This is a genomic window from Hahella sp. HN01 (assembly GCF_018986435.1).
GTDB lineage: Bacteria > Pseudomonadota > Gammaproteobacteria > Pseudomonadales > Oleiphilaceae > Hahella.
This window is the reverse complement of sequence record NZ_JAHMIN010000002.1, coordinates 270,968-295,900: the sequence shown is the minus strand read 5'-3', so window position 1 is coordinate 295,900 and position 24,933 is coordinate 270,968. Positions and strand designations below refer to the sequence as shown.

The window sequence follows — 24,933 nt, the reverse complement described above, 5'->3', positions numbered from 1 at the left end:
ACTCATCCAGGGGCGTCAGCCCCTGGGCGCATACTCCAGCACATCCGAAAAGAACTGCTCATGGGGTAGCCCCAATGGAGCCAGCGCATCCATCGCGGTATACACCATCGTCGGCGAGCCGCTCACATAAACCAGACTGTTATCCCAATTCCGCCGTTCGGCCAGCACCGCACGCACCAGTTCCGCATGATGGCCCTGCCATTCGTTATCGCGGTTATCCGCCATCACTGGCGTGAAAGAGATATTCTCATAGCGTTCGGCCCAGGCTTCGGGCAGATCGCGGGCATACATCTCCTGCGACTGCCTTACGCCCCAATATATAGACAGCTTACGGTCAAACCCTTGCGCCAGCAGATACTCAACGATGGACTTGATTTGCGCAAACCCGGTGCCTGCGGCGATCAGAGTGACATCCATATCGGGAACGCCGGAGATAAAACACTTCCCCAATGGCAAACGAGCGCGCACCACGGACTCAGAGGTCAGGTATTGATAGATCGACAGAGCGCTGCGGCTCTCCTGGTGAACCTGGATATGCAGTTCAACTTCCCTGGTTCCTGGCGCATTCGCAATGGAAAAGAAAGCCGCCTCGACGTCTGGAACCAACAGCTCCAGGTATTGTCCGGCGAAGAACTCCGGCAATGCGCCGGCAGGGGCCAGCAATTGCACTTGATACACATCGTCGGACAGCGCAGTGACCGCCTTGATTTGAAACGCCAATGTTTTTGTTTCCAATTCGTTTGGTCCCCAAATCCGTCTTAATTCAAACTCACAATCGCCCGCAGGCGTCGCTTTGCATAATAGAACTTCATCCGCGCCCAAGCGCCGACGCCCTGATTCTCCAGCGCCGCCCGCAACCTCTCCTTTTAGAAGTCTGGCCGCGCAGATATGACAAACGCCATTATCACACGCATGAGGAATCTTGTATCCCTGTCGCAACGCCGCCGCCAATATCGTCTCGCCTTCACCCGCATCAAACTCATGGTTGGAAGGTTGAAAGCGCAGGCGATGACGCATCAGCAGATCCTTAGTCAATACCCAGCTGCGACCAGAGGTCATCGACGCGCGCTTTAACGTCCGCGTCCATCTGGATAGTGCGGCCCCATTCCCGCTGCGTCTCGCCGGGCCATTTGTTAGTGGCGTCCAAGCCCATTTTGGAACCCAACCCTGATACTGGCGAAGCAAAGTCCAGGTAATCGATAGGCGTATTCTCCACCATGACGGTGTCTCGCGCAGGGTCCATGCGCGTCGTAATGGCCCAGATGACGTCCTTCCAGTCACGGGCGTTGACGTCATCGTCCGTGACGATCACAAACTTGGTGTACATGAATTGACGCAGAAACGACCAGACGCCCATCATCACCCGTTTGGCGTGACCGGGATACTGCTTCTTCATAGTCACTACCGCCATGCGATAAGAGCAGCCCTCCGGCGGCAGATAGAAATCGACGATTTCCGGAAACTGCTTCTGCAAGATTGGCACGAACACCTCGTTCAGAGCGACGCCCAACACCGCAGGCTCATCTGGAGGTCGTCCAGTATAGGTACTGTGATAAATCGGCTTCTTTCGCTGCGTAATACGCTCGACGGTGAACACTGGGAAACGATCTACTTCGTTGTAGTAACCTGTGTGGTCGCCAAAGGGACCTTCCGGGGCCATTTCTCCAGGATGAATGACTCCCTCCAGCACGATCTCCGCGCTGGCTGGCGCCTGCAGATCGCTACCGATACAACGCACCACCTCTGTCTTGTTGCCTCGCAATAAGCCCGCGAAGGCGTACTCTGACAATGTATCCGGCACCGGCGTCACCGCGCCCAGAATTGTGGCCGGATCGGCGCCCAAAGCCACTGCAACCGGGAACGGCTCCATGGGATGCGCTTCCCGCCACTCGCGGTAGTCGAGAGCGCCGCCCCGGTGCGACAACCAGCGCATGATCAGTTTGTTGCGGCCAATCAGTTGCTGACGATAGATCCCCAGGTTCTGGCGCGTCTTGTTGGGACCTCGCGTGATCACCAACGGCCAGGTCACCAGCGGGCCGGCGTCTCCCGGCCAGCAGGTTTGAATCGGATATTGATAGAGGTCGACGTCATCTCCTTCAATAATTACTTCCTGACAAGGGGCGGAGCTGACTTCTTTCGGCCCCATATTCATTACTTGTTTGAATATTGGCAGCTTGCTCCAGGCATCCCGCAGTCCCTTGGGCGGCTCCGGCTCTTTCAGAAAGGCCAATAGTTTGCCAATTTCCCGCAAACTCTCGACGCTTTCCGCGCCCATGCCCAACGCCACGCGCTCAGGCGTACCAAACAGGTTTCCAAGAACAGGAATTGAGTAGCCGCGGGGATTTTCAAACAACAATGCAGGACCTTCACGCCGCAGCGTACGGTCGCAGATTTCGGTCATTTCCAAATGGGGGTCGACTTCCGCAGTGATGCGTTTCAGCTCGCCGCGTTGTTCCAATATACGGATGAAGTCTCGCAGATCTCGGTATTGCAGACTCATAAGATTCGATATAGACAGGCTGGGATCGATGGATTCATAGGCGCACAATATAGGCGCAGCGGATAAAAGAAAACCCCTGCGCCGGTGGGCGACAGGGGCTTAAACTCATCTCAGGTCAGCCATGCGCTTAGCGCTTTTTCATGGCCTGGAAGAATTCGTCGTTGGTCTTGGTGTCCTTCAGCTTATCAAGCAGGAACTCCACCGCGGCGATATCGTCTTCCATAGAGTGCAGCAGCTTGCGCAGAATCCACACTCTTTGCAGCTCTTCCTCAGACATCAGCAGCTCTTCACGGCGAGTGCCGGAACGACGGATGTTAATCGCAGGGAAGACGCGCTTTTCAGAAATTCTGCGGTCCAAGTGCACTTCCAGGTTACCGGTACCCTTGAACTCTTCGTAAATCACTTCGTCCATTTTGGAGCCGGTGTCGATCAACGCCGTAGCGACGATGGTAAGGCTGCCGCCTTCCTCGACATTCCGCGCAGCGCCGAAAAAGCGCTTGGGACGTTCCAGCGCATGGGCGTCCACACCACCGGTCAGAACTTTGCCGGAGGACGGGATAATGGTGTTGTATGCGCGCGCCAAACGAGTGATGGAGTCCAACAGGATCACTACGTCTTTTTTGTGCTCAACCAGACGCTTGGCTTTTTCGATAACCATCTCAGCAACCTGAACGTGACGGGCCGGCGGCTCGTCGAAGGTGCTCGCAACCACTTCACCACGTACGGTGCGCTGCATCTCGGTCACCTCTTCAGGGCGTTCGTCGATCAGCAGAACCATTAAGTGAGTTTCGGGATTGTTGCGGGTGATGGACTGGGCGATATTCTGCATGAGGAGGGTCTTACCGGCTTTCGGCGGCGATACGATCAAACCGCGTTGCCCTTTGCCGATAGGCGCGACCAAATCCAGAATACGCGCTGATAAATCTTCCGTACTGCCGTTGCCGGCTTCCAGACGCAGTCTTTCCTGCGGGAACAGAGGCGTCAGGTTTTCAAACAGGATTTTGTTGCGGGCGTTTTCAGGTTTGTCGAAGTTGATTTCATTGACTTTCAACAGCGCGAAATAACGCTCGCCGTCTTTCGGCGGTCGAATCTTACCGGCGATTGTATCGCCCGTTCTGAGGTTGAAACGGCGGATTTGACTGGGTGAGACGTAGATGTCGTCAGGGCCGGCCAAGTAGGAACTGTCCGCGGAACGCAAGAAGCCGAAGCCATCCTGCAGGATTTCCAGAACGCCATCGCCGTAGATGTCTTCTCCGCTTTTGGCGTGCTTTTTCAAAATACTGAAAATCACATCCTGCTTGCGGGAGCGAGCCATATTTTCCAGGCCCATTTCTTCGGCGATGGTCAATAGCTCAGGAACGGGTTTCTTTTTTAATTCAGTAAGATTCATAGGATCGAAAAACAGTTGACCTGATTGGAGAGGGTTAGGTTATAGATGGAAGAGTTTATCGTTTTACTTATTAATCCAGCGAAAGGAGGACTATCGCCAAAAAGTTGAAAGCAAAATCAGTATAGGTTGAATTATAGCCTTCGTCCAGAAAATTACGCGCATTTTGAGCAGGGGTCAGACCCCCGCTCAGAGAGGGCGTATATTAAAGGTTGCTGTCCAGGAAAGCCGTCAGCTGGGACTTGGATAACGCGCCTACTTTGGTCGCATCTACAGCGCCATTTTTGAACAACATCAACGTTGGAATACCACGGATGCTGAACTTAGGCGGAGTCTTTTCATTTTCGTCGATATTCAGTTTGCAGATTTTCAGACGATCGCCATATTCTTCCGCGATCTCTTCCAATACTGGCGCAATCATCTTACAGGGACCGCACCACTCAGCCCAGTAATCCACCAGCACGGGGCCATCGGCCTTCAAGACTTCACTTTCAAAAGAGTCATCAGTTACGTTAACAATTCGGCTGCTCATTATTTAATCCTGGCTAAGAGGTGAATGCTTTTACCGACTACTATATAAGGTGGGCCTGGTAAAAATAACCTTAAAATCCGGTTAGGAAAATGACTTTGACGTCCTGTGAAAGAAGTGGTTCCATTCTCCGCCGGCTTATTTCGGTCGGCTGACCTTAATATTGGAGCAATCAGTACAACTGAAAATTGACCGTTTAGGTCGACTAATTCAGCAAGCAAGTTGACAATCTAAAACGAGATTTCCTAAATATAAGGTTTAGCGCAAGGATTTCAAGAGAGTTCATGACAATATCATCCACCACCCCGGCGGACGCCGTCTCTCCGGCGCCTACTTCTCCGGAGCTGATCGCCGCCATCGATATGGGCTCGAACAGTTTCCATATGGTCGTCGCCCAGCTGGTTCACAATGAAATCCGGCCGCTGGAGAAACTAGGCGAAAAAGTCCAGCTCGCAGCAGGTCTGGACGCACGCAACTTCCTCGACGAAGCCTCCCAGCATCGGGCGTTAGCCTGCCTGGAGCGTTTCGCGCAGCGCATCAGCGGCATGCCCCGCGGCGCAGTGCAGATCGTAGGCACTAATGCATTACGGGTAGCGAAAAACGCCCGCGCCTTTATACGCAGGGCGGAAAAACTTATCGGCCACCCCATTTCAGTGATAAGCGGACGGGAAGAAGCGCGACTCATTTACCTTGGCGTCGCCCATTCACTTTCCGACGACGCCGACAACCGGCTGGTCATTGATATCGGCGGCGGCAGCACCGAATTCATCATCGGCCAACGCTTTGAAACCAAAGAGCTGGAAAGTTTGCACATGGGATGCGTGTCCTACCGGGACCGCTTTTTCGGCGACGGTAAGATCACTCAGCTGCAATTCGCCCGCGCCTTTGTAGAAGCCTCCCGAGAGCTGCTCAACATACGCAATCGCTACCGCAACGTCGGCTGGCACCATTGCGTCGGCTCCTCAGGCTCCATCAAGGCTATTGAGCAGGTGCTCACCCACAACCAGTGGGGAATGCACAAAATTACTCCAGATGGACTGGTTAAACTCAAAGACGAAGTCGTACGTCTGGGTAAAATCAGTCAGCTTACCAAGCTTGGCGTACGCAAAGACCGGCTGTCGATTTTCCCAGCGGGACTGGCGATATTGATGGCGGCGTTCGATGTGCTGCAAATCGAAGAAATGGAGTTCTGCGACGGAGCCCTGCGTGAAGGTTTGCTGTACGACATGATCGGCCGCATCCATCATGAGGACGTGCGCGAGCGCACCATCAACAGCCTGCAGGAGCGTTATCATATCGACCGCGAGCATGCCGCCGCCGTCGAGGGAACCGCCGTAGCGCTATGGAAGCAGCTCGCGGAGCAGTGGAAACTGCCAAACGAAGAGCTGACTGAACTACTACGTTGGGCGTCGCGTCTGCATGAAGTCGGTCTGGCTATCTCCCATACTCAATTCCACAAACACGGCGCTTACCTGATTCGCTATTCCGACTTGGCGGGATTTTCCCGACAGACCCAGCAATCGCTGGCGATGCTGATTCGCGTTCACCGCCGGAAAATTCTGGATACCGTTTTCGACGAATACGCGCTGGAAGATGCTGATCCATTGAAGCAATTAGCCGTGGCGTTGCGACTTGCGGTGGTCCTGCAACACTCACGTAACTGCGAAGTGCTGGACTCCGTCAAAGTGAAAGCGAACAAAAGATCGTTAACGCTGATTTTTCCGAAAGACTGGCTGCAATCCCGCCCGCTGACCAGCGCTGATCTGGAAGCGGAGAAAGGCCTGCTCACCAAGTTCGGTATTGATATGGAGTTCAAGGAAGAGGACAGCTGAGCCTGAGGCTGTTCAGTCAGCAAGGTACTCGGTGTTTATAAAGAAAACACTTGCTGATGGGTTAGAAAAGTAAGAAATCGAGAGTGGGAAAAGGGGCGCAAGATGGCGCCCCTTTTGTTTAATACATTACAGCGGTGTAGAAGTGCCGTCCTGATGCCAGGTAAACAAGCCGAACTCGAAACCTTCGAGGTCGCCTTTGTCGTCCCAGGTCAGAGGGCCCATCGACGTATTGATGGTGTTTTCGCGCAGGTAATCCGCGACTTTCTCAGTATCGCCATCGCCCACTTTGTTCATCGCTTCAACCAGTGACTGCACGGCTGCAACGCTGGTCCACACGAAAGGTCCAGTAGGATCCTGCCCTTTTGACTTCATCAGCGCTACGACATCCGCGTTATTCGCGTTCAGGTCGTATCTGGCGGGTAAAGTTACGATCAGGCCTTCGGAGGCAGGTCCTGCAATGGAGGAAATCTCTTTGTTGCCAACCGCTTCCGGTCCCATGAATTGAGGCTTGAAGCCCGCGTCGTTGCTTTGTCTCAGAATCAGACCCAGTTCTGGGTGATAACCACCGTAGTAAACCAGATCGACGTTCTCTTTTTTCAGCTTCGCAATCAGGGAGGAGAAGTCTTTATCGCCGGCGGTAACGCCTTCAAACGCGACAACATTAACGCCCATGCTTTCCAGGGTGCTTTTTACAGAGCTGGCGATGCCCTCGCCGTACTGTTGTTTGTCGTGAATTACCGCCACACGCTTGGGCTTGAGGTGTTCCGCGATATATTTACCAGCGGTTGGCCCTTGCGCAGAGTCCAGGCCGATGGTGCGGAAAATGTAGCGGAAGCCGCGCTCGGTGATTGAAGGGTTGGTGGAGCAAGTCACCGCCAGAATGCCTTCGTCTTCGTAGACGTCGGTGGCGGGCTGGGTGGAACCGGAACACAAATGTCCGACCACATACTGCACGCCATCGTTGACGACTTTGTTGGCGACCGCCACAGCCTGCTTGGGTTCGCAAGCGTCGTCATATTCAACTGCTTCCAGCATTTTGCCCTTGACGCCTCCTGCTTTGTTGATCAGGTCAATGGCTGCGTGCACGCCGTTAAACTGCATCTCGCCGTACTGGGCGACTGACCCGGATTGGGGTCCTGCGATGGCGATTTTGATGGTTTCAGCGGCTTGAAGAGCGGAGGAGAGACACAGGCCGACTGCCAGCCCGGTCAGGGTGCGTTTCCACAGTTTCATGGGAATACTCCTTGCGAATATATTGTGATTATCGTGGTTGCAAGGACTCTAACTAAACTCCGTAGCGGCGAAACGGTCTATAGGCATATATACGCATAGAGAGATAGACCGATCAGAGCAGTCCTTCCAACTCCTCATTAAGCTCCAGCCAGATTTCTTCCGCCTCAGTCAGACGTTGGCGGTTCACCCGCTGGGATTCCAGAAGCGCTTTCAGTTGTTCCTTGTTTTGATCCTCGTAAAGATCTCCTTCTCCTAATTGCGCTTCAATTTCCTGCAGTTTGCCCTGCAACTTTTCTATCTCAGCTTCCAGTGTAGCTATTTTTTTCCGCAACGGGCTTAAACGCTGTCTTTTTTCCGCTTCGTCACGCTTTCGACGCTTACGGTCTTCCGCGCTTTCCTGCATTTCGGCGTCGGCGGAGTCATCGCTTTTCGCCGCTTCCGGCTGATTCGCGCGCAACCGGCTCAACAACTCTTTTTCGTAGTCTTCCAGGGAGCCGTTATAGGGCTCCATACGGCCGCCATGCACCCAGACGAACTGGTCCGCCATCGCCCGCAGCAGGTGGCGATCGTGCGAAACGACGATGACCGCGCCAGGGTATTCCTGCAGCGCCATGTTCAGAGCGTGGCGCATATCCAGATCAAGGTGGTTGGTGGGTTCGTCGAGCAATAGCAGGTTGGGTTTGTTCCAGGCGATCAACGCCAGCGCCAGACGCGCCCGTTCACCGCCGGAAAAATTCTTGATGTCGCCCGCCGCTTGCTCTCCGGGGAAACCGAATCCGCCCAGGAAATTACGAATTTCCTGCTCCGACGCCTGCGGCCTGACTTTTTGCAGATGCTGCATCGGCGTTGCGCCTGGGTCCAACGCTTCCAATTGATGCTGCGCGAAGTAACCAATCCTTAAATGTTCACCGCCTGTTCTGCGGCCGGAAATCAACGGCAACTGTCCCGCCAGCGTTTTGATCAGGGTCGATTTACCTTCGCCGTTAGCGCCAAGGACGCCTAATCGAGCGCCGGGCAACAGCGTCAGATTTACATGCTGCAATACGGGCTCAGCGCCATATCCCAAGCCCCCGTCATCCACTACCAGCAACGGACTGGAAATCTTATCGCTGCAAGGTAGAGAAAAGCTGAACGGCGAATCCACGTGCGCCGCTGCAATCAGCTCCATACGCTCCAGTTCTTTCAATCGACTCTGCGCTTGTTTCGCCTTGGTGGCTTTAGCGCCAAAGCGCCGCACAAAAGACTGGATCTCCGCGATACGGGTCTGCTGCTTCACATACAACGCTTGCTGTTGCGCCAGTCGCATCGCGCGCGCTTCTTCGAACTGGCTATAGCCACCGGCGTAAAGCACCAATGAACGCTGATCATAATGCAGCACATGGGTCGCCAAGTGATCAATGAAGTCACGGTCGTGGGAGATAAACAACAACGTACCCTGGTAACGCAGCAACCAATTCTCCAGCCAGACCAGAGCGTCCAAATCCAAGTGGTTGGTGGGCTCGTCCAGCAGCAACAGTTCGGACGGACACATCAGCGCCTGCGCCAGGTTCAGTCGAATCCGCCAGCCTCCGGAAAACTCTCCAACCGTACGCGAGTGCCAGTGCGTGGGAAAGCCCAGGCCTTCCAGCAGGCGGCGCGCGCGCACTTCGGCGCTGTAACCGTCGATCAGGTCCAGCTCATGGTGCAAGCGCGCAGTGACGACGCCGTCGTCCGCCTGCTCCGCCAGCGCCAGTTCGGCCTGCAATTGACGCAGTCGCTTATCGCCGTCGAGAACAAAGTCCAGCGCGGAGCAATCCAGCGCGGGCGTCTCCTGAGCCATGTGGGAGATACGGGTTCCGCCAGGAAAGGAAATGTCTCCCGAATCGGAGCCGATCTCCCCCAGAATAAGGCTGAACAAAGTGGATTTACCGCAACCGTTAGGGCCGACAATAGCGACGCGGCTGCGCGCCGTAACGGTGACAGTGGCGTTTTCCAGCAGATACTGGCCGGAACGTTGGATCGATAACTGATTTAGACTTAACATGGCGGCGGATTTTAGCACGCTTGCCATCGATTCATTAAAGAGTTTTCTATGAGCAAAAGCGCCCCTGACAGGCCTCAGCCCGAGGCCTCCAATAACCCCGCCCAAGGCGGCCCGCCCCAGTTGGACAATCCGCTTTGGGACTATGCTCTGGCGCGCTACGCACACCCGCAAACACAGACAATCTGTCTGCAATGGCAAAACCAGTTTGGCGCCGATGTGAACCTGCTGCTCGCCTGCGGCTGGCTCGCCCTGCGTCAGCGTCGCTTTAACCCCGCCAGCGATTTCAGCGCCATCGATTCCTGGCGCGCAGAGATTGTTCTGCCGCTGCGAACCGCACGTAACGCGCTGAATAAACAAGACTGCCGCCAACACGCGCTCAGACAGCGCATTCTTCAGTTGGAACTGGCGGCTGAACGCTACGAAATATCGCTTATTTATGCTTTACTATCAGGTACGGGGAAAGAGGATTTATCAGCGCCGCAGGAAGCGGTGGAGACGGTTGCTCTTTGCCGTCGCAATCTGCTTGATTACTTCTCCCGTCTCAATGACGCGCAGGAAGTGAATCAGGCGCAATTGAACTTAGTGGCCGCCAATCTGGTCATGGAGATGTAAACCTTTGAAGTGGATTTTTCGATTTCTGACATTGGCCTCGCTTGGGGTCGCCCTCGCCCTGCCCTTTTTTATTAAAGATAAGACAGGTTCGCCCATGTGGCGGCTGCCCTTACCGGAAGGAACCGAGACGCCAACGCTGATGACCATGGACAAAAAGCTGCCGGAGCAGGAAGTAGTGCGCCAGGTCTATAAATGGCGCGACGCTGACGGCGTGCTGCAGTACAGCGACGCCCCGCCCCCCGAAGGCGTCAATGTTGACGTGATCAGCGTCAGCAACAAAACCAATATTATTCAGTCGGTTCCCACGGAGAAGAAGGAAGAGCGCCAGGTCGCCACCGGATCTCCTCGCGACGGTTTGCCTCCCGAGACGCGCAAGACTCTGGAGGAGGCGGAAAACAAAGACACCCTCAGTTTCGAACGCGCGCTGAACATCATGGATGAAGCCAAGGCGGTGCGCGACCTCATGAATGAACGCAACAAGCAGTTGCAACAAGTCAACGGCGGTTAGAACTGTGAACCAGGCCCGGGATACTGCCAGATCCCGGCGTTGACATCCCCTAGCGCAGGGCGCCAAAAAGCTGTACCTTAAAGCGCTTTATACTGCCAATCCATCTAATTTTTTTTGAGGAATAATTATGAAAAAAGCGTTAGCCAGCATGAGCGGTCTGCTATGCGCTGTGGCGTTATCGTTGCCTGTCGCAGTCCATGCGGAAACGGAAAAGCTCACTAACGACGCGCAAAAAACCGGCTACAGCTTCGGTCAAATGTTCGGTCGTCGTCTGGCGGACTCCATGCCTGAGCTGGATATCGAGAGCTTCACCAAAGGCGTCGCCGACGCATACGCCGGCAAGCCTTCCATGATGACCGACGAAGAGATCTCTGCGCAGGTTCAGCAATATCAGCAGGCCATGCAGAAGAAGCAAATGGAGCAGTTCGAGAAGATGGCTGAGGAAAACGCCAAGAAAGGCGACACCTTCCTGGCCGATAACGCTAAGAAAGAAGGCATTGTCACCACTGACAGCGGCCTGCAGTACAAAGTGCTGAAAGCTGGCGAAGGCGACAGCCCCAAAGCGCAAGACACCGTTGAAGTGCATTACACCGGCAGCCTGATCAACGGCGAAGTATTCGACAGCTCCGTACAACGCGGCGAGCCTGTATCCTTCCCGGTTAACGGCGTTATTCCCGGCTGGACTGAAGCGCTGCAGCTGATGAAGCCCGGCGCCAAGTGGCAGCTTTTCATCCCCGCCAAACTGGCTTACGGCCCTGGCGGCAACGGTCGCATCGGCCCGAACGAAACCTTGTTGTTCGAAGTTGAGCTGCTGTCAGTCAAAGCTGAAAAATCCGACGGCTAATCCGCCGCTATTGTTTGCCCGCAACAATGCTATGCTTTATAGCATTGTTCAGGCAGACCGTCAGAAGGGTCATACGCCCGCATCAGCCGCCGGAACTCGCATTCCGTTCGGCTGACACTATCGCATTGACGACTGCGAACAGGACTTTCGCTGCAGGATTCTCTCCTGTGTTTTGACGGAATAAACGCCGAGCGTCGGCTGAACGCTTATGCATTCAATGTGAGTCATCTTGAACACCTTTCACCGTCTGTTTACGTTGTTGCTTTCGGGAGCCCTGGCGTGGATCTCGTCGCCCGTTCTCGCTGATGTCGACATTCACGATCTGCTCGCGGAAGACAAAGAAGTCGTCGTCGGTTACATCGAATTCCCGCCTGTTTTCTTCACCAATGACGAGGGAAAGCCGGAAGGCTATCTGATTGATCTCGCGCGCATGCTGTTGGAGAAAAAAAAGTATTCCTGGCGCGCCGTCTCCCGCCCCACCCGCCGCATGGCGATTGAGCTGGCGGACGGCAAAATCGATCTCTGGATCGGGCTCGCCACCTTGCCGGAATTTACTGGCGCCACCCTGGTCGGCGACTCTATCGTCGCCCGGATCGAACTCAACGCCTATTGGCAAGGCGACAAGAAAATCATTAACCGCGTTGAAGATCTGGTGGGAGAAAGCGTGGTCCTGCTGCATGGATTCAGTTACGGCGGCGCCATCAGCTTTCTCCGCGATCCGGTCAACCGCATCCGTGACTGCTCCGCTTTCAACCATGCCCAGGCCATTGGCATGCTCAAAGTGAAACGTTGCGATTATCTACTAAACTATGATGGACCTATGCGGCTGGAGCTGAAGAAACAGCCGGTCCAGGACCTGCATCGCAAGCGTTTGTCCTCCCTGGACGCGCGTTTCGTCGTGAGCAAGAAGCGCGATCACGCCGCCATGTTGCTCAAAGATCTGGAAGACGCGCTGCATGAGCTGGTCGCAGAGGGAAAATGGTTTCTGCCGCCGTGATGTGATTTGCAGATCAGGCCGCAGGGCGGAAACCGACTGTATCGCTCAGTCAGAAAGGGAGCCCGTCATGCTGCTGAGTTATCGCTCTTCGCTTGGTCATACTGAAACCGCCGCAACCGCCGCCACGCCTTTCGTTCTCGCCACCCATCCTGAGTTCACCTTCAACTCGCCAGTCGGTCTGGCGGTGGACCGTCACCGGCGCGTCTGGATCGCGGACACCGGCAACAATCGTCTGGTGATCATGAATCCTTACCTCAGCGAGGTGTTGGCGGTATTCGGAGGTCCGGGCAAGGAACCCGGCCGTTTCAACATGCCCTTCCGTCTGTGCCCGCATCCTACGAAAGCGCTCATGTACGTGTCGGATCTGGCCAATCGTCGCATCCAGGTCATCGCGTATCGCAAGGATCTGCAGCTGGATGTGGTCAATGTATTTGGGGATAAACAGAAAGAACCCCTGGTGGGGCCGAATGGACTGACTTTTATTGACAGTCATCTCTGTGTAGCGGATGAATTTTACGCCAACAGTGAGGGCGACAGCCGTATCGCCATTTTCACTGAAAGCGGCGAATTCAGCCACGACATCCAGCATATCGACTGCGGCGGAGAACAGTTCACGCTGCTGTGGCCGCAAGGCCTCAGCTCTGATGACGAGGGTCGCCTGTACATCGCCAACACCGGCCACGCCAACGTGCTCCGTTGCGATCTGCAGGGCAAAGGCGTTCCGTTCGCCACCAGCGGGCGCAGCGAACTGACCGGTCTTGGCGTCGCCCGGGATGTGTCAGTGGCCCATGGCCGCCTGTATATTCCCGGCAGCGGCGAATATCAGGTTGGCGTCTTTGATCGCGAAGGGCAGCCGCTGGACACCATGCACGGCTTCTTCGCCCCTATCCAGGTCACTGCCGTCCCCGGCAAAACCAATCGGCTGCTGGTGTCCGACCCCATTCTGGCGACAGTCTACCTGCTTGATCCCAAGGATCTGATTCCCGGTCTGGATACCCCCACATTCATCGCCCAGGCTGGCAACCCGCGCAGTAATCCGGGCCAGTTTTACTATGTGACCTCCGTGGCGATGGTGGACAAGCCCCGGATAACCTCGCCACAAATTGACGCCTCTTCTCCGTTCTGGCCGGCGCAGATGTCCGCGCAATGGTGGTTCCATTACTGGGACGCCTGTCAGATGTGGTGGCGTTCCGCTCTCAATGTGCGGGAAGACCCGGATGTGGGCGTTTGGATGATGAACGCAGTGCCGCGCACGGTGCTGCATTCGGACCTCAATGAACAAGTGGAAATTCCCGAGCAGATCAGTTACGCCATGTTCGCCGGCATGCTGGGCGTAGATATTTACCAGCCGCCACAACCCCTGCCCGGGCAAATCGACGCAGACGCTCCCCTGCTGCTGCTCGGCAACTACTTGAGCGGCTTTATCTCCGTCCTGCAATACAACCCTTTCATCAACGACCTGACGCTTTATACCTTCTTCGGCGGACCCGGCGACGATCCCTGGGAATTGTCGAAGCCAATGGGCATGGCGGTATCGCCGCAGGGAGACATTTATATTGCGGATTCCGGCAATCATCGGATTTCACAATGGCGCATCGATAGTCACGGCATTGTCGGTCATGTTCGCACTTTCGGCCGCCTTGGCGCCGGACCAGGAGAGTTTCATTCCCCCAGCGACGTGACCCTGGATGAACAAGGACGCGTCTACGTCAGCGACCAATTCAACAACCGCATTCAGATTTTCGAGGCGGACGGAACTTACGTCGGCGCGTTTGGCCAGGCTGGATACGGCGAGACCGGCGATCACTTTCTGTTGCCTACGGGCGTGCATTACGTCAATGGCCATCTGGTGGTGAACGATCTGGTCAACCGCGCCCTCAAGGTGTTTACCCCGGACGGCCAGTTTATCTGCAGCTATGCGGGCCTGGGGGCCGAACCCGGCACTGGACAGTTATGGATGCCTTTTCTTCTCCATGGCGCCGGCAATTTCATCGCCGTACCCGATTGCGCGTTGAATGTGGTGCACCTGTATGAACTGGACGACCGCAAACCCGCGCCCGCCCTCAATGGTGAGCGCCAGGTGCGACTGCGCCGCGCGCCAGCGCCGCATCTGCATGCCATGCACCCGGAAACCAAGGCGACCGCGGAGGAAATTAAAGAGCATTTGTTGGTGCTGGCCAGTCAGTCTGATGAGCAACAGCAGCCGGAGCTGAGGGAGACGCATCTGGACCGTTTGCAGGAGGCCCACGCGCGCCTGCGCGCGAAGCATCCGCCGCCAACCATGTTCCTTTAGTGGCCTGAAATAACGAACTTTCGCGCAGGCTCTATACTTAAGTTTATGCAAATAAACTTGGTAGTCTGCCCTTGGCGTCATTTCGTACACAGATCAAAGACTTAACCTAGTCACTCTGTTAACGGACAATGCCAGGGGCGGCCGCCGCAAAAAGGCCATGCGAAGGGGTTACATATGATACGGGTCGGCATCAACGGTTTCGGTCGCATTGGACGCAATGTACTACGCGCTATCTATGAGTCCGGATATCGGGACATGATCCAGGTGGTGGCGATCAACGATCTGGCGGACCGGGAGACCTGCGCCCACCTGCTGCGCTACGACTCCATTCATGGCAAATTCAATCAGGAAGTGCGGCTCAGTGGCGAACTGTTGCGCGTCGCCGGCGACGACATCGCCATGCTGCAACACGGCGACCCTCTGGAATTACCCTGGGCGGTGGCCAATGTGGATCTGGTGCTGGAATGCACCGGCAAATTCACCAAACGGGAAAAGGCCGAGGCCCATATCATGGCCGGCGCCTCGAAAGTGCTGATCTCGGCCCCTTCCGAAGACGCCGACGCCACGGTGGTGTACGGCGTCAATGAACATGTGCTTGAAGCCCGTCACACCATCGTCTCCAACGCCTCCTGCACCACCAACTGCCTGGCGCCGGTGGCGATGGTGCTGCATGAGAATCTGGGCATCGAACAAGGCGTGCTGACCACCATTCACAGCTATACCAACGACCAGCATCTGCTGGACCTGGCGCATAAGAAAGATCTGTTCCGCGCCAGAGCCGCCGGGCTGTCCATGATCCCCACCCGCACCGGAGCCGCGCGCGCCATTGGCAAGGTGCTGCCGGGGCTGGAGGGGCGTTTGACCGGCATGGCGGTGCGGGTGCCCACCGCCAATGTGTCCCTGCTGGACTTGTCTTTAAAGGTGGCGCGCCATGTCAGCGCCGAGGAGATCAACGCCATGATGCTGGCGGCCAGCCGGGAGACGCCGATCCTGGAGTACAACGACCAGCCGCTGGTCTCCATCGACTTCACTCATTCCACCGCCTCCGCCATCTTCGACGCCAACCATACCCAGTCTCATGAAGGCATGGTCAAGGTGCTGGCCTGGTATGACAACGAATGGGGTTTTTCTCATCGTATGCTGGACACTGCGCTGACAATGATGAGCGCCTGAAACGGACGAACGCGCAGCGCTAGGCGTCTTCGCGGAAATACTGCGCCGGATCAAAGGCATGCATCCATTCGGTGAAGGCGTCGCGGGGAATGGGTTTGCAAAAATAATAGCCCTGCGCCTGCTCACAGCCCATCGCGGCCAGACGATGCAACGAGGCGGCGTCCTCCACGCCCTCCGCCACCACCTGCATGCCGAAGATGTGCGCCAGCCGGATCATCAGACCCACCATGTCGCCGTCCGCAGGATGGTCCAGCATGCGAAAGACGAACGCCTTATCGATCTTTAATTGGTTGGCGGGCAGATCTTTGAAATATTCCAGCGATGAGTAACCGGTGCCGAAGTCGTCAATCGCGACGGACACGCCGGTCACTCTCAGCGACTCCAGATTATCGATGCTGCGGTTGCGCTCCCATAACAGCACCGTTTCCGTCAGCTCCAGCACCAGGTTTTCCGGCTCAGCGTCCCATATGCCGAGCGCTCCGAGCACCAGATTGCTCAGTTCAGGATTGGAGACAAACTCCGGCGAGATATTCACCGCCAGGGCAAAGTCAGGATAGCGGTCCAGCCAGTCGCGTCCCAGGCGCAAGGCGGTATTGAGCACCCACTTCTGCAGTTCATAGGAAAGACCGGCGTTTTCGATATAGGGGATAAACAGTTCCGGCGACACATATCCTCGGGTCGGACTGCGCCACCGCAATAACGCTTCAGCGCCGGCGACGGTCTGCGAGGGAATATGGATTTTGGGCTGGAAATACAGCTCCAGGGAGTTCTGCTCAATCGCCTGAATGACTTCCTTTTCAATATTCCAGTCTCCCAGCCGATGGCTTTCCGGCATGTCGCTGTAATCCATATAACGCACGCGCAGATACTTGGCCCCGGACAGTGCCTGCTCCGCGCAATTCAGCAAGGTCTCAGGCTTGGAGGTATGAGCGGGATAACTGGCGCCGCCACAGGTGAGGTGCACGCTGAGACGGTGACTATCGATATCCAAGGGCTGTTCCAGCATCTTTAGCATTTGCTGCGCCGCCAACTGCAATATCGCCGCGCTGACCGCCTGCACCGTGATGGCGAAGCGTCCGTCACCCACGCAAAAGACGGGACCTTTTCCTTCCCTGAGTTTATGCAGGCGCTCGCCGACGGCCTGAAACAGGTGATCGCCGACCGCGTCGCCATAGACTTCGTTGGTCCTCAGCAAACGCCGCAGATCGAAGACAATGACGCCCAGCGCGCGCCCCTCCGGCAACACTGTCGCAGCGCGCCGCAGTTCCTGCAGAAACTCACTGCGCTGCGGCGTCGTCGTGTTGAGGGCGTCGCTCATGATGACTCCATCTAGATATAGAGCGTTTCAGGATCAATGTCATAAGAGCCCGGCTCCAGGCTGCGTTCGATATGCAGCGGCCGCCCTGCGCTGGTTTCCAGACAATCCAGCAAATCGAGCTCTTTGGGGACGTCGTAGAGGTTTTTCTCGCCATCCAGCAACATCAACAAACGGGGACGCAGACGTCTGGAGCGATATTCTCCGATGACGATGCCCACTTGTCCGTCGGTCAATTCGACCAGGGTGCCGGCAGGATAGATGCCCACCGCCTGGATAAACTCTTCTACAAGTTCCGCCTGAAATTCCACGTTGCGCCATTCATACAACTTGCGCACCGCTTCCGAGGGCGGCAGAGGATGAGCATAAGGACGCTGGCTGGTGATGGCGTCATAGCAATCCGCCAGAGACGCGATGCGCGCATAGATGGGAATCGCGTTCGCCGCCATGCCCCGAGGATAACCGGAGCCATTGTGGCGCTCATGATGATTCTCCACCATGGCCAATATCGTGCGGCTGACGCCTTCGATGTTCTGCACGGTCTCCATGCCGCGCGCCACATGGCTTTTCATCAGTTCGAACTCATGATCTTCAAGGCGGCGCGCCTGCATCAACAGCTCCGCTGGCAGTTGCAGCTTGCCCACATCCAATAACAGCCCGCCAACCGCCAGCTCCTCCAGATCTTTCTGCGACAGCCCCAACTGGCGCCCCATGATGACGCACCAGACGGAAACGCTCATGGAGTGTTTGTAGGCGTAGGAGTCCTGATTCTTCATGCGGGCCATCAAGGCGCAGGCGTCCGGATTGCGGATAACGCTCTCCACCATAGGCGCCACCAGGGCCTGAAATTTCTTGAGCTGGAAGGAAGCGCCGCGACTCATTTCATCCATCAGATAGGCGACGTTGGCGCTGAAATCTTTGTAGAGCGCTTTGGCCACCGGCATCTCTTCTTCCAGCGGCGCGACATCCACATAATTGTGCAGCTTGACGCCAGGCAACAATTTGCGACGACGCTGCAGGGAGTCCTTGATGTTTACAGACAAAGGCGAAACGCCGCCCTTGGGTTTGCGCCCTTTAACCGTATCGATATAAACGTAATCGCAAAACTGTTGCAGTAATTCGATATCACGCCGGGTGCGCAGCAAAAAGCCTTGTAACGGAAACGGCGTATCCAGCCAGGGACGATCCAGCTGGCTGACGAACATACCCACCTCAAGCTTGCCGCAGGGAAGTTCGATCGTCTTAATTTCGTGTTTCATGCGTACCCGATTCAGTTAAGCGCAGATGGAGATTTTCGTCATTTCCATCGACGCTGTTTCGGTTCGTGCGCCTTGGGCGCTTGCCGGCGGGATGTTTCGTGAGTTTCAGCTATGCGTTTACCGTTAACGATTTATGTAAGCTTTTCGTCGCGCGCGCCGCAGGCGCCTTTTCCGTATGGCTGATTTATTAATCCGTTTCTTATAGCTTAATTTATATATGGATGACATGCAGAAATTTGTAGCTGATTGTGTGTATTCCTCTCAGCGGCTGACTCACGCCAGCATCCGCCATCCTGTTGCGCCAACCCGCCCGGAAGCGTAAAAGAAAAAGAGAACAGATTTTCTTGCGTTACGCGCACCAAAATAAGGCGCCCTGGCGCTTGCGCCCCTTTGGCGCCCGCTTTTAGGGCGCATCCAACGCACTAATCGGGATTCTCCGCACCGTCATGCCATACCAGACCAGATCGAATAAGGAACGAAAGCGAGAAACATACATGCTGCCGGGAAGCTGGTATCGGATTTGCAGAAACACCGTCACAACGACATCAACCGGACGATAGTCCCAGTGGGAACGATATGAGCCAGCTAATTATCTACACCGACCTGGACGGCACCTTGCTCGATCACCACACCTACGCTGCGGATTCAGCATTACCCACGTTGGCCAAGTTAAAGCAATGGCGCATTCCCTGCGTCTGGAACACCAGTAAAACTTACGCCGAACTGCGCGCATTACGCCAAAGACTGCATCATCAAGACCCGTTCATCGTTGAGAACGGCGCCGCGGTGTATCTGCCCAAGTCCCAGTTCCAGGAGCCCTTCTGCGGCGCGCATGTCAGCGAAGAGTTTTACGCCAAGAGCTTCGGTCCCAGCCGTCAGCATATTCTGGATGTTCTGCAGGAGTTTAAAGGCTCCTACGGATTCAAGAGCTTTTACGAAATGGACGCCGAAACGGTGGCGTCGCTCACTGGTTTATCCAAAGCCGATGCGGCCCTCGCCAAGCAACGCGAGTTCACGGAGCCGCTGGTCTGGGAGGACAGTCCGACGGCGTTGAAACAGTTTACCGCTGAACTCAATGACACTGGTTTGCAAATTTTACGCGGCGGCCGCTTCCTGCATGTGATGGGGCAGTTCAATAAAGCCACCGCCATGCAGTGGCTGACGGAGCTTTACGCCGAACGTTGCGGCGAAACGCCGGTCAGCATGGCCCTGGGCGACAGCCATAATGACATCGCCATGCTCAACGCCGCGGATATTGCGGTGGTAGTGCGTTCTCCCTCGCATCTGCCGCCCTCCCTGGAGCGCAAGGAGCGCATCCTGACCAAGAAGTTCGGTCCCGAAGGCTGGGCCGAAGCCGTAGAACAGGTGCTTGCGTCGCAACAGTCGCTGAACGCGCCATCCATGCGTTCGTAACCTGCGCCGGAATGCTGCGGCGTTCCGGCTTCATTCAGGGGACGCACGCCGACAATAAAGAGGATCAAGCATGGGCGATTTTTATCAAAACGGCATAGTAACCACCCTGCATAACCTGTCCCGTCGTCCACTGGAGGATATCGAGCGGGAACTGGTCGCATTTTCTCAACACAGACCCCTGGCGCTGGTGCTTCCCTGCCTGTATTCAGAGCTGCAGGGCGAAGCCATGCCGCGCATCCTGGAACACTTATGCAAAGTGCCTTATCTGGAGGAAATTATCATTGGTCTGGACCGGGCGGATGAAGGGCAGTACCGGGAAGCTCTGCAGTTCTTCTCCGCATTGCCGCAGCGCCATCGGGTGCTGTGGAACGACGGTCCCCGACTGCGCGCCATCGACGCGGAACTGAAGCAGGAGTCGCTGTCGCCGCGGGAACCGGGCAAGGGGCGCAACGTCTGGTTCTGCCTCGGCTATGTGCTGGCCTCCGGGGCCTGCGAATCCGTCGCCCTGCATGACTGCGATATCGTCACTTATGACCGCGAGTTACTGGCGCGCCTGATTTATCCCGTGGCCAATCCCAACTTCAACTATGAATTCTGCAAAGGCTATTACGCCCGCGTGGCCAACGGCAAAATTAACGGCCGCGTGAGCCGTCTGCTGGTGACGCCGCTATTGCGGGCGCTGAAGAAAGTACTCGGCCACCTGGATTTCCTCGACTATCTGGACAGCTACCGCTATCCCCTGGCCGGCGAGTTCTCATTCCGCAAAGACGTGATCAACGACATTCGCATCCCCAGCGACTGGGGCCTGGAGATCGGCGTCCTCAGCGAAATGAAGCGCAACTACTCCACCAACCGTTTGTGTCAGGTGGACATCGCCGACGTTTACGACCACAAGCACCAGGACCTGTCCGCAGACAACGACGACACCGGGCTGTCGAAAATGTCCATCGACATCACCAAAGCCCTGTTCCGCAAGCTGGCCACCCAGGGCATCGTCTTCAATCAGGAAACCTTCCGCACCATCAAGGCCTGCTATTTCCGCATTGCGCTGGATTTTGTGGAGACCTATCGCAACGACGCCGAAATCAATGGTCTGGCCCTCGACGTGCACCATGAAGAACAAGCCGTAGAGCTGTTCGCCAAGAATATCATGAAGGCGGGCGAGTACTTTCTGGAGCATCCGATGGAAGCGCCGTTCATCCCGTCATGGAACCGGGTCATCAGCGCCTTCCCCAGCGTGCTGACGCGCCTTTATGACGCCGTTGACGCCGACATGCGGGAGTTCGCCGTCCAGTAAAGTCCACTGGGGTTTCGGCGTCGCCATGGAGACGCCCGAACCATCCAGTCACAGACTATGCTGTAGGTGACGCCTTGGGATAACCCTCTTTTCCGACCAGGAGAACTGCAAAATTATGGAGCACGCCTCGCTCACTCAATTGGAGCAGCGCCTGATGGAGCACATCAAAACGCTGTATCCGGACGTCAACGCGCTTAATTTCGTCAAAGAGTGTCTGGACACATTCGGACTGGAGCCCAACGCGCCGCCTCCCCAGCCTCACCGCAACCCCTGGTCTCAAGAAGACGCCGTACTGATCACTTACGGCGATACGCTACGCAGCGATAACGAGCCGCCACTACAGACCCTGCATGAGTTTTTACGCCGCCAGCTGAGGCACTGCATCAGCATCGTGCATATTCTGCCGTTTTTTCCTTATAGCTCCGACGACGGATTCAGCGTGATGGATTACACCACCGTGAATCCCGCCCTCGGCGATTGGGAGGATATCGCCGCCTTCACCCGTGAGTTCAAGGTGATGGGAGATCTGGTCATCAACCATTGCTCCAGCCGTTCGCTCTGGTTCGAGAACTACAAAGCGGGACAGACGCCCGGCGCCGATTACTTTGTAGAGGCAGCCCCCGACACGGATTTAACTCAGGTGGTGCGGCCGCGCACCTCACCGCTGCTGCGGGAAGTCGCCACGGCTGACGGCGTCCGTCATGTCTGGTGCACCTTCAGCCATGACCAGATCGACCTGAACTTCCGTAATCCACAGGTGTTACTGGAGTTTTTGCGCATACTGCGCCTGTATCTGGACAAAGGCGTGCGCTGGTTCCGGCTGGATGCGGTGGCGTTTCTCTGGAAAGTCCCCGGAACCTCCTGCATCAACCTGCTGGAGACGCATGAGATGATCCGGCTGTTGCGCCTGCTGATCGAGCATCGCGCCCATGACGCGGTCATCATTACCGAGACCAATATTCCCAACCACGAAAACCTGACCTATTTCGGCAACGCCAACGAAGCCCATCTGATCTACAACTTCTCCCTGCCGCCATTACTAATCAACAGTCTGGTCACCGGCAGTTGCGAGTACCTGAAGAAGTGGCTGATGAGCATGCCGCCGGCGCAACAGGGAACCACTTATCTGAACTTCATCGCCTCCCATGACGGCGTGGGATTGCGCCCGACCGAGGGTTTGCTGAGCGAGTGGGAGCTGGATGCGCTGGTGTCCACCATGCAGAAGTTCGGCGGCAAGGCCAGCGCCCGCACCGGTCCCGATGGCCAGCCCAAGTTCTATGAGATCAACATCAGTCTGTGGAACGCGCTCAGCGGCACCGTGCAGCATGGCCCCGACCATTTGGGCTTCGCCCGTTACCTATGCGCCCACGCCATCATGCTGGCGCTGGAGGGCGTCCCCGCGTTTTATATTCACAGTCTGGTCGGAACCGAAAATGATCATGAGCGGGTGGAGCACACCGGTCAGTTCCGCTCCATCAATCGTCATATCTGGCGTCAGCAGGATCTGGAGCAGGCGCTGCAAGGGGATGGACATCATCCGAAAGTATTCGCCGCCATGCAGAAGCTGATCGCCACCCGCAAGCGCCAAAAGGCCTTTCATCCCAACGCCACGCAATACACTCTGCACACCGGAGATGCGCTGTTCTCATTCTGGCGTCAAAGCCAGGATCGCATGCAAAGCATCTTCGCCATTCATAACGTTTCGGATCAGCCGCAGACGATTAATCTGGCGGAGCTGAACCTGATCTCCACCGATCAGTGGTTCGATTTGATTTCCGAGCAGGCGTTCGAGGATCGGGTAGGCCAGATTATCCTGCGTCCCTACCAGTACATCTGGCTGACCAACGTGAGGCTGTAGGGGAAAACAAAGCGCTATGCCGGTTTGCGGCGCGATAGGGTAAAATCGTGAGCGCATTAACCCATTACTTTGAGCAGCGCCCTCACCGTGTCAGACGCTTCCGCCACAGATCAGCTTGAGCAGGACATTGAACAAACGCTCCTGCGTCACTTCACTGAAGCCCATGCCCGCGTTCCCCAGGTGTACGCGGAGCATATGTCTTCCACCAAAGCCATTCTGCGGCGCCACTGGACCCATCGCCGTGATATCCCGGCGGACCTGATGAGCCTGCCGCGGGGGCTGGTCCGCGTCGCCGGCAAGCTGATACGCCGCAATAAGGCGGCAGCGCAGGCGGAGCTGTCAGGTAAGGAGCAGGCGATGTTGCGCATCATCACAGAAGAGCTGTTGCAACTGCCCGCTTTGCAAAACCAGATTCAACGTCTTATGGAGCGCCATATTCCAGAACTGCAGGAATGCGGCGAGCTGATGCGTCAGCCGCATATGCAGGGCCATCAGCAGGAGATTCAGTCGTTTTTGAGTCAGCGTATGCAGTCTCTGAGCGGCCCCCGGGAAGGCGGACGCGATCTACTGGTATTTCTGTTGATCGGCGCGCTGGGCAAGAGTCTCGGCGGACAAGCCACCTTCGGCAGCGCCGTCGCCACCGGCAGCGCCATGGCGAGCAGCCTGTATCTGGCGCAGCAGTCCTGGTGGGGGGCGCTCTGGGTGCAATGGGCCGGCGCGCCCGCCTGGGTGACCTGGAGCGGAGCCGCCGCCGGCGTAGTCGCCGCCATAGCCATCGCGCCTCTGTTGGCGCCGATATCGGAAATCGCAGTGAACCGTCTGCGCGGAGAACGCTATCTGCATCGACTGGTGGATCAGGTGCAGGAGAATGCCCTGGCCAGCAAAGCCGACGCCCTGGACGCCGCCGGCCTGTTGGCCAGCTACGCGCAACTGGCGCCCGACCTGCTGACGCTATTGCGCAGCATCAGACCCTAGGAATCCAGGGCCCGCTCACTGTTGCTCGGTGACCAGAAAAATATCCTTGTAGGCGGCGTAGATCGAGCCAATCAGCGTCGGTCCCAGCACCAGCATTCCCAGAAAAAGAGGAATCATCGCCGGAATCATGAGTATGAGAGAAATGATTCCATACAGCAGAAACGGAATGATATTCACCAAACAGCCTTTGAAACTCGTAGTGAACGCGTCCCAGGGGCCCAGATCGTGAAATACGATCAGCGCCGGCGCAAACCAGGCGCCCATCATCAGCGGTATTAATAATCCCAGATAGATCAGAACCGCCAGCAGGAACTTGGCGTCAGGCGCGCCGCCGAACTGCGCCGCGTCCATGGAGTCCGCCACCGAGGAAAAAAACAATACGCCGCAGATGATCATAATCAATGCGGAGAATCCCAAAACGATGAGGCCGAACAGAATCAACGGCGTCGACTTTCCCTGCACGGCGGCGAACATATCGGCAAACTCAATGCGTCCCGAGGTCGCGCCTCTGCGACTGGCGATCATAAAACCCGCCATCAGCAAAGGCGCCAGAATATTCACCAGAACAATGGAGATCAAAGGCAAAATCCCCACCACAAACATGATCAGAACGTACACGATCATCATGCCCATCCAAGGCCCTGGACCGGCGCGAAATATTGCAAAGCCTTCCGCAATCCAGCTCCAGCCACAGCCAGCGGGCATGCTTTGCGGCGGACCCAGTACGCCGGGCGAATTGGATTCATCCATCACTTCTGAGGACGGCGATTGGTAAGGATTGGGGTCGGACACGTGACAGGCTCCTATTATTAATCAGGCAGGCAAATAGCTTCCTTCTATTTGTCTGCAACGACAGGGTCTGCATATGTCAGGCCCAGCCTCCCG

At 56.3% G+C, this 24,933-nt stretch carries 20 protein-coding genes; 11 read left to right on the top strand and 9 right to left on the bottom strand.

Annotation, left to right across the window (positions count from 1 at the left end; translation table 11 throughout):
* Window positions 1-15: 15 nt before the first annotated feature.
* From KP814_RS03640 to trxA, 4 genes are all read right to left on the bottom strand, one after another.
* Window positions 16-1,059, bottom strand: coding sequence for a CDP-6-deoxy-delta-3,4-glucoseen reductase (locus tag KP814_RS03640; RefSeq protein WP_253938126.1), 1,044 nt, complete (start codon window positions 1,057-1,059; stop codon window positions 16-18).
* Entirely contained in the window at window positions 1,028-2,494 is a 1,467-nt protein-coding gene (ubiD, locus tag KP814_RS03635) for a 4-hydroxy-3-polyprenylbenzoate decarboxylase (protein WP_305858119.1), read from the bottom strand. The genes KP814_RS03640 and ubiD overlap by 32 nt, the downstream gene beginning before the upstream one ends.
* A 133-nt stretch (window positions 2,495-2,627) precedes the next feature.
* Window positions 2,628-3,890 (bottom strand): transcription termination factor Rho, encoded by a 1,263-nt coding sequence (gene rho, locus KP814_RS03630; protein ID WP_011394275.1) that lies wholly within the window; start codon window positions 3,888-3,890, stop codon window positions 2,628-2,630.
* A 202-nt stretch (window positions 3,891-4,092) separates the two neighbouring features.
* Window positions 4,093-4,419, bottom strand: coding sequence for a thioredoxin TrxA (gene trxA / locus KP814_RS03625; RefSeq protein ID WP_011394274.1), 327 nt, complete (start codon window positions 4,417-4,419; stop codon window positions 4,093-4,095).
* Between the two features lie 281 nt (window positions 4,420-4,700).
* Here trxA and ppx point away from each other — a divergent pair, with 281 nt between their 5' ends.
* Complete coding sequence (gene ppx / locus KP814_RS03620; RefSeq protein WP_216735472.1) at window positions 4,701-6,248, top strand: exopolyphosphatase; 1,548 nt, start codon at window positions 4,701-4,703, stop codon at window positions 6,246-6,248.
* 126 nt (window positions 6,249-6,374) lie between these two features.
* On the opposite strand, the gene KP814_RS03615 is transcribed toward ppx, so the two are convergent.
* Together KP814_RS03615 and KP814_RS03610 are read right to left on the bottom strand one after the other, a co-directional pair.
* Window positions 6,375-7,481 (bottom strand): branched-chain amino acid ABC transporter substrate-binding protein, encoded by a 1,107-nt coding sequence (locus KP814_RS03615; protein ID WP_216735471.1) that lies wholly within the window; start codon window positions 7,479-7,481, stop codon window positions 6,375-6,377.
* A 112-nt stretch (window positions 7,482-7,593) separates the two neighbouring features.
* The gene (locus KP814_RS03610) at window positions 7,594-9,504 is read right to left on the bottom strand and encodes an ATP-binding cassette domain-containing protein (RefSeq protein ID WP_216735470.1); all 1,911 of its coding nucleotides are present in this window, start codon (window positions 9,502-9,504) and stop codon (window positions 7,594-7,596) included.
* Window positions 9,505-9,552: 48 nt separating this feature from the next.
* Between KP814_RS03610 and KP814_RS03605 the strand changes: the two genes are divergently transcribed.
* From KP814_RS03605 to gap, 6 genes are all read left to right on the top strand, one after another.
* The gene (locus KP814_RS03605; protein ID WP_216735469.1) at window positions 9,553-10,116 is read left to right on the top strand and encodes a TIGR02444 family protein; all 564 of its coding nucleotides are present in this window, start codon (window positions 9,553-9,555) and stop codon (window positions 10,114-10,116) included.
* Between the two features lie 4 nt (window positions 10,117-10,120).
* Window positions 10,121-10,624, top strand: a complete 504-nt coding sequence (locus KP814_RS03600) for a DUF4124 domain-containing protein (protein WP_241566945.1) — start codon at window positions 10,121-10,123, stop codon at window positions 10,622-10,624.
* 127 nt (window positions 10,625-10,751) lie between these two features.
* The gene (locus KP814_RS03595; RefSeq protein ID WP_127968006.1) at window positions 10,752-11,468 is read left to right on the top strand and encodes an FKBP-type peptidyl-prolyl cis-trans isomerase; all 717 of its coding nucleotides are present in this window, start codon (window positions 10,752-10,754) and stop codon (window positions 11,466-11,468) included.
* A gap of 229 nt (window positions 11,469-11,697) precedes the next feature.
* A complete protein-coding gene (locus KP814_RS03590; protein WP_216735468.1) occupies window positions 11,698-12,465 on the top strand; it encodes an ABC transporter substrate-binding protein in 768 nt (255 codons plus the stop codon).
* Between the two features lie 67 nt (window positions 12,466-12,532).
* Window positions 12,533-14,758, top strand: a complete 2,226-nt coding sequence (locus KP814_RS03585; RefSeq protein WP_216735467.1) for an NHL repeat-containing protein — start codon at window positions 12,533-12,535, stop codon at window positions 14,756-14,758.
* Between the two features lie 174 nt (window positions 14,759-14,932).
* Window positions 14,933-15,931: a type I glyceraldehyde-3-phosphate dehydrogenase gene (gap, locus tag KP814_RS03580; protein ID WP_216735466.1), complete on the top strand. Its 999-nt coding sequence runs from the start codon at window positions 14,933-14,935 to the stop codon at window positions 15,929-15,931.
* Window positions 15,932-15,950: 19 nt separating this feature from the next.
* Here gap and KP814_RS03575 read toward each other — a convergent pair whose 3' ends face one another.
* Window positions 15,951-17,249 carry a bifunctional diguanylate cyclase/phosphodiesterase gene (locus tag KP814_RS03575; RefSeq protein ID WP_216735465.1) on the bottom strand — a complete coding sequence of 433 codons (1,299 nt, stop codon included), beginning with the start codon at window positions 17,247-17,249 and terminating at the stop codon, window positions 15,951-15,953.
* An 11-nt stretch (window positions 17,250-17,260) separates the two neighbouring features.
* Window positions 17,261-18,505 (bottom strand): HD-GYP domain-containing protein, encoded by a 1,245-nt coding sequence (locus KP814_RS03570; protein ID WP_216735464.1) that lies wholly within the window; start codon window positions 18,503-18,505, stop codon window positions 17,261-17,263.
* Window positions 18,506-19,081: 576 nt separating this feature from the next.
* Here KP814_RS03570 and KP814_RS03565 point away from each other — a divergent pair.
* From KP814_RS03565 to KP814_RS03550, 4 genes are all read left to right on the top strand, one after another.
* On the top strand, window positions 19,082-19,918 hold the full coding sequence (locus KP814_RS03565) for a mannosyl-3-phosphoglycerate phosphatase (RefSeq protein WP_216735463.1): 837 nt from the start codon (window positions 19,082-19,084) through the stop codon (window positions 19,916-19,918).
* Between the two features lie 70 nt (window positions 19,919-19,988).
* Window positions 19,989-21,215 carry a glycosyl transferase gene (locus KP814_RS03560; RefSeq protein WP_216735462.1) on the top strand — a complete coding sequence of 409 codons (1,227 nt, stop codon included), beginning with the start codon at window positions 19,989-19,991 and terminating at the stop codon, window positions 21,213-21,215.
* 115 nt (window positions 21,216-21,330) lie between these two features.
* Window positions 21,331-23,073: a sugar phosphorylase gene (locus tag KP814_RS03555; RefSeq protein ID WP_216735461.1), complete on the top strand. Its 1,743-nt coding sequence runs from the start codon at window positions 21,331-21,333 to the stop codon at window positions 23,071-23,073.
* An 87-nt stretch (window positions 23,074-23,160) separates the two neighbouring features.
* A complete protein-coding gene (locus KP814_RS03550; RefSeq protein WP_216735460.1) occupies window positions 23,161-24,048 on the top strand; it encodes a hypothetical protein in 888 nt (295 codons plus the stop codon).
* Window positions 24,049-24,063: 15 nt separating this feature from the next.
* On the opposite strand, the gene KP814_RS03545 is transcribed toward KP814_RS03550, so the two are convergent.
* On the bottom strand, window positions 24,064-24,840 hold the full coding sequence (locus tag KP814_RS03545; protein WP_216735459.1) for a BPSS1780 family membrane protein: 777 nt from the start codon (window positions 24,838-24,840) through the stop codon (window positions 24,064-24,066).
* Between the last annotated feature and the right edge of the window lie 93 nt (window positions 24,841-24,933).

What these genes read in the sequence shown, in the direction of transcription:
- KP814_RS03640 (WP_253938126.1), bottom strand. Translation starts at nt 1,059, where the DNA reads ATGACCTCTGGTCGCAGCTGGGTATTGACTAAGGATCTGCTGATGCGT.
- rho (WP_011394275.1), bottom strand. Translation starts at nt 3,890, where the DNA reads ATGAATCTTACTGAATTAAAAAAGAAACCCGTTCCTGAGCTATTGACC.
- trxA (WP_011394274.1), bottom strand. Translation starts at nt 4,419, where the DNA reads ATGAGCAGCCGAATTGTTAACGTAACTGATGACTCTTTTGAAAGTGAA.
- ppx (WP_216735472.1), top strand. Translation starts at nt 4,701, where the DNA reads ATGACAATATCATCCACCACCCCGGCGGACGCCGTCTCTCCGGCGCCT.
- KP814_RS03615 (WP_216735471.1), bottom strand. Translation starts at nt 7,481, where the DNA reads ATGAAACTGTGGAAACGCACCCTGACCGGGCTGGCAGTCGGCCTGTGT.
- KP814_RS03610 (WP_216735470.1), bottom strand. Translation starts at nt 9,504, where the DNA reads ATGTTAAGTCTAAATCAGTTATCGATCCAACGTTCCGGCCAGTATCTG.
- KP814_RS03605 (WP_216735469.1), top strand. Translation starts at nt 9,553, where the DNA reads ATGAGCAAAAGCGCCCCTGACAGGCCTCAGCCCGAGGCCTCCAATAAC.
- KP814_RS03595 (WP_127968006.1), top strand. Translation starts at nt 10,752, where the DNA reads ATGAAAAAAGCGTTAGCCAGCATGAGCGGTCTGCTATGCGCTGTGGCG.
- KP814_RS03585 (WP_216735467.1), top strand. Translation starts at nt 12,533, where the DNA reads ATGCTGCTGAGTTATCGCTCTTCGCTTGGTCATACTGAAACCGCCGCA.
- gap (WP_216735466.1), top strand. Translation starts at nt 14,933, where the DNA reads ATGATACGGGTCGGCATCAACGGTTTCGGTCGCATTGGACGCAATGTA.
- KP814_RS03575 (WP_216735465.1), bottom strand. Translation starts at nt 17,249, where the DNA reads ATGAGCGACGCCCTCAACACGACGACGCCGCAGCGCAGTGAGTTTCTG.
- KP814_RS03570 (WP_216735464.1), bottom strand. Translation starts at nt 18,505, where the DNA reads ATGAAACACGAAATTAAGACGATCGAACTTCCCTGCGGCAAGCTTGAG.
- KP814_RS03565 (WP_216735463.1), top strand. Translation starts at nt 19,082, where the DNA reads ATGAGCCAGCTAATTATCTACACCGACCTGGACGGCACCTTGCTCGAT.
- KP814_RS03560 (WP_216735462.1), top strand. Translation starts at nt 19,989, where the DNA reads ATGGGCGATTTTTATCAAAACGGCATAGTAACCACCCTGCATAACCTG.
- KP814_RS03555 (WP_216735461.1), top strand. Translation starts at nt 21,331, where the DNA reads ATGGAGCACGCCTCGCTCACTCAATTGGAGCAGCGCCTGATGGAGCAC.